The sequence below is a fragment of the uncultured Veillonella sp. genome (assembly GCF_915069625.1).
In the GTDB taxonomy this organism is placed as follows: Bacteria; Bacillota; Negativicutes; order Veillonellales; family Veillonellaceae; genus Veillonella.
The window spans coordinates 1-4,949 of the sequence record NZ_CAJZFD010000154.1; the positions used below are offsets into that span (position 1 = coordinate 1).

Annotated in this window: 4 protein-coding genes and 1 pseudogene; all 5 read left to right on the forward strand. The window is 37.0% G+C overall.

The window, feature by feature from the left end; genetic code table 11:
- The first annotated feature begins 35 nt into the window (after positions 1 to 35).
- Entirely contained in the window at positions 36 to 1,292 is a 1,257-nt protein-coding gene (locus QZ548_RS07880) for a hypothetical protein (RefSeq protein ID WP_295869536.1), read from the forward strand.
- A 35-nt stretch (positions 1,293 to 1,327) separates the two neighbouring features.
- On the forward strand, positions 1,328 to 1,900 hold the full coding sequence (locus tag QZ548_RS07885; RefSeq protein ID WP_295869537.1) for a hypothetical protein: 573 nt from the start codon (positions 1,328 to 1,330) through the stop codon (positions 1,898 to 1,900).
- 8 nt (positions 1,901 to 1,908) lie between these two features.
- Complete coding sequence (locus QZ548_RS07890) at positions 1,909 to 2,478, forward strand: hypothetical protein (RefSeq protein WP_295869538.1); 570 nt, start codon at positions 1,909 to 1,911, stop codon at positions 2,476 to 2,478.
- An 864-nt stretch (positions 2,479 to 3,342) separates the two neighbouring features.
- Complete coding sequence (locus tag QZ548_RS07895; RefSeq protein WP_295869539.1) at positions 3,343 to 4,590, forward strand: hypothetical protein; 1,248 nt, start codon at positions 3,343 to 3,345, stop codon at positions 4,588 to 4,590.
- Between the two features lie 41 nt (positions 4,591 to 4,631).
- Positions 4,632 to 4,949: pseudogene (locus tag QZ548_RS07900) on the forward strand (hypothetical protein); the annotation flags it as partial.

The window sequence follows — 4,949 nt, forward strand, 5'->3', positions numbered from 1 at the left end:
ATTGTAAATGTGAGAGAAAAAGATAAGAGGGTTTTATGTTACGTAAAAGTATAATTATGATGGCATTAGCGGCTGCTTTCACCATGAATGTTAGCGCTGTTCAAATCGAAGTGCCAGCTGGACAACCGCCTATGCCTGGAGCAGATGCGAGTATTCCTGCTAATGCGTATGAGAATTATCGTCATATTAATGAAGTAGCGGAGCAAGAGGCAGAGTCATATAGTCAGTTTGCAAAATCGAATCCTAAAAATCCGCCATCTACGCTTGATAAGCTAAATCTGGAACATCCTGGTTTTTCTAAGGCTTTGGAGCTTGCAGATTATTCGCAGTCTACAGTGGTATTGATTCATGAAGGGGATAAAAATATCAGATTATCCGTACCAAATGTTAGCTTCCGTGGTGATGTGATAGAAACTGAGCCTGGAAAAGGGCCATTATTTGCTGTTCGTAGTCTCAGTTCGTTTTTAGTAGTAGGACCACCTCATGGTAAAGAGCTTAGTAAATATGCTGAAGGTGAAGGAGAATATAATTATCCAGGGTTGAGGAATGCATCTTGGAAGTTCATGTCAAACAATTCTCGTATAATGTATACGGAATTCACTCCGGATGATACAAAGACAACGTATGGAGTTACTTATGGGGGATGGGTTAATACAGAAGATCCATATCAAGATCAAGCACCTGAAGTGGTGATGAGTAATTATATTATTCCATCCATAGAATCCTTATCTGTATTAGATAATTACAGTCAGATTGAGCATTGGGGGAACTTTCACTATCGCATTCCTAAGACGGCTAAGTTAGTCAGTGAAGCCGTAGAAAATGAGAGACATGAGGTGAGAACTTATGAGGATACAGGGGTTAAAATACGGGTAATACGTAGCGCAATTATGAGCAAAAAGACAGATGACACGCTGATTAAGGTTCCAATAATATATTATTTACATAAATATAATGATTTGGATACACCTACACAGTACGCCGTAGTGTGGAATAACGGAATTCCTGGTTCTTTAGTTGATGCCTATAAGCCCAATCGTGAATCCTATCTTCGTCATGTTGTAAAAGATTCTGTATACTATTACAGTTATCGTATTAATTATGATGAAAGTAAAACATCGTATACGCATAAGCAGCTAAGAGATATGATTGAATACGTAGGCTTTGATGATGCTGCAAGATTACGTAAAGAGCCACAATGGCGACAAGAAGGGACATATAAGGAGAGTCTTGAAAATAGTTCCATCTTTATTCCATGGTATATGGAATGGGTTAAGCTGTTAAGTAAATAAGCTATATTTGACTATTTAGTTTGAGAGAGGTTTTTATGGTTCAACGTATTTTGATGCTAGCTCTTGTGATGCTGGCTTTCACCATGCCTACAGAGGCAATCACCTATCAAGAGTTGAAAACATCACCACAGTTTAAGTTAGTTCATACTCGATTGATGAATGGTTCTATGGAGAGTGGTGGCTTGTATATCTATTTAAACACCTATTCTATTGAGGCCCTTCGCTATGCACCGCCACAGTATTCTTTGCGCGGGACCTACTATGTTGTGATGGATACGTCTTATCAATCTACCATTGACGAGCGACAGCTCACTGTGGATTATGATACTAACTATTCGTTAGCGACCCTTATTCATTCGTCTCGTATAATGAATCCGAGTCCATCTATGATGGCTTTAATTGAGGCTAGTGAAAGTAAGTCTGGTTTAGCTATGACAGAGGTAGATGTGGCGAAGTATACCTTTGATGGGGCGACGAAGCCAATACATTATGTGAACGATACGCGTAAGTTCCCACTTAATCGTAATAACACTATTATGTATGATATAGCGGATGCTATGTTTATGTCCGTGTATCAGCAGCATTTTGACGATATTGTGGTGCAGTGAGGTGGACGATGAAACGCATATATTTACTTTCACTATGGTTATTAGCCTGCCTCGTATTGCCTATGAAAGGTCAAGCCGTATCACAAGTTGAGTTATTAAACTCAGAGCGATTTGAGCACATCGATTCGAGTGCTGACTCTGGACGAGGGGATGGAAAATATGTGGACCTTTCATCTGTTAAGTCTGTAACGGCACCGAATGGTCATCGTCGTATCGAAGCAGTCATCTATGTTTCGATGCCTGCTGCCAATATGATCCAAGGACTTTCAGTACAATACGATTACCAAATGGATCGTTCTTTGCGCCATTTGATTAATGTTCATGATAACAGTTTAAAACAAGGTGATAAGACGCCATATATCTCTATTTGGCGTGTAAAACAGGGAAACTCAGGTATCACTGGAACCGTTAATGATGGCGGTACCTATTACAATAATGGACAAATTCGCCAACAACGTGTGTATGCAGAAAACCTAAAAGCTATGATTCTACCTGCTGAATTTGGTGACGAAAAATATAAATTGCCTAATTTGATGTATAAAAAAGCATATGGTATAGCTTATGACGATGAGACATAATAAATTATGGATAGTATTAGAATGGTCAGAATCGAGGATAGACTTAGATTGATGATTAAACTTATTTTTTTGTTTCTGTTAAAGTTTGTGCTTTTACTTATTTGGGGAGCCTCTATTTGGGGGATTTATACACTATTGTACGATCGATATGTATTAGAAGCATATCCATTAAGAGAGTATATCCCAGTGTTGATATTTTGCTTTGGGAATATTTGGGTTTTACCATGGGTAATTTTGTGGTATGAGAAACTATATCCAGCGTTTGATAAACCTCAAATATATTATAGAGTAAAAGCTTGGTTCTTTTCTTTAAAAGAACAATCTACTATGGGTATGTGTATATATAGTTGTATAGATTTTTTAATAAAGTTATGTCTAATAACGTATGGCACTATGGTTGTTTTAGCTTCCTTTATTTTGGCTGGTATTATATTGGTTCTGCCTCTGCTTATGATTATTAAATTGATACTTCATTAGCTTTTGAAAGCTTTTGAGTATGTATTTTGTATTTCTGACAAGGTCTTAACTTATTTACACAATGCAAAAGCCAAGCTATTCATATTTAGAAATAGCTTGGCTTTTATTAGTTTATTCATATATTTATATAATATAATGCTTATTGTACCGTATATTAGTTCGCTCTATAATAGACTTAGGATAGTTAGACGAGGTTGGGCCTCTCTTCGTTTTGAAGGGAGGGATAAGTCTATGAGTGATTATGAAATAATCATGCTCCTCTTACAAGTACTGGCTATTGTCATTGCTTTTGGAGCTTTAGTAGCCCTTATTTGCATAGTATACTTATGCTAATAAGGTTGTGCTTATTTATATTGTAAATGTGAGAGAAAAAGATAAGAGGGTTTTATGTTACGTAAAAGTATAATCATGATGGCATTAGCAGCTACTTTCACCATGAATGTAAGTGCTGTACAGATTGAAGTTCCAGCCGGTCAACCGCCTATGCCAGGTGCTGACGCGAGTATTCCGGCTAATGCGTATGAGAACTATCGGGCAGGTAATCTTAGTAATTATAAATCTAGTAATATTGTTAAGGCTAAGGCCAAATACCAAGATAAGTTAGATAAAATGGTTGCTAATGGTAAGTTGTCAAAGGATAAGTTAGATGCAGAGGCTCAACGGGGCTATAATCAAATAGATTTAGCTGCGAATGAATCAACGGTAATCTTGTTACATGATCAAGATAATAATATTCGTGCTAGTATGCCCGCAGCCATACTAGAAGGGGACTATTTGTCTCGTAGTCGTTCTAATGAGAAAGAAGATTTACAGCTTTTAACTGAGCGAAATACACTCTTTATGTTGGGGTCTAATGTAACGGATATTCTTGATATTGTTAAGGCAAAAGCCGATCAGAAAGGGCAATTCCTATATCCAGAGATAACAGAGGGGACCTGGTTTATGAATGATAAATTCTTAAATCAAAATAATCCTATGATGGGTGCTGTAGTGCGTCTTAAAGAGCAGCCAAATCGACCATATATCGTTGGAATTGCTTATCGGAATCATCCTGTTACAGAAAAAATGGAACAGGTAATGAGTAACTATATCATTCCGTCCATTCATTCTCTGGATGATATGGATTCGTATAGTGAAACGATTACATGGGAAAATTTAACATATCGGATTCCAAAGGGAATGAAGTTGAAAGCTCAGAGAAATCTGGATAATACTACGACTGAAGTTAGAGAGTATGTAGGACCTTCTGCAAGATTTTCTGTGCTTAGATGGCCTGTAAAAGTGGATAATCTATATGGTAACTTTTCTTTTAAAAAGGTTATTAATGCATCTAAAGTAGGTCAACCATTATCTAATGAGGCATTAGTTCAATCTGCTTCTGTTTGGAACAATGGTGTGCCAAGTTATATGATTGATAATTATCGGAAGGGCAAGAAATCTAAAATTCATAGAGTTCTTCGAGATGATAAATATTATTATGCTATTGATTTACTCTATACTGATGGAGCTGCGCCGTACTCTCATATACAATTAAGAAATACGGTAGAGTTCTCAGACTTTGGTAATGTAAAATTACTTCGTAAGAAAAGTGTTAATATTAGTAATAAAAATAAAACTAAGAAAGACAAGAAGTAAGTGTAATTTTGTGTTGTAAAACTTAGAGGAGAGAGGGTTTTATGTTACGTAAAAGTATAATCATGATGGCATTAGCGACTGCTTTTACCATGCATGTAAGCGCTGTGCAGATCGAAGTACCAAAGTGGCAACCACCAGTTCCAGGTGCAGATGCGAGCATTCCTGCTAATGCGTATGAGAATTATCGTCATATTAATGAAAAAGCGATACAAGATGCAGAGGCATTTAGTGCCAAAGTACAGAAGACCGTAGAGAAACCTAGCATTGCGATAGAAAAGGTCTTCAAAGAGAAATCTGGATTGGCTCAAGCGGTTAAGTTAGGAGAGTACTCACAATCTACTGTCATCTTACTTCATGAA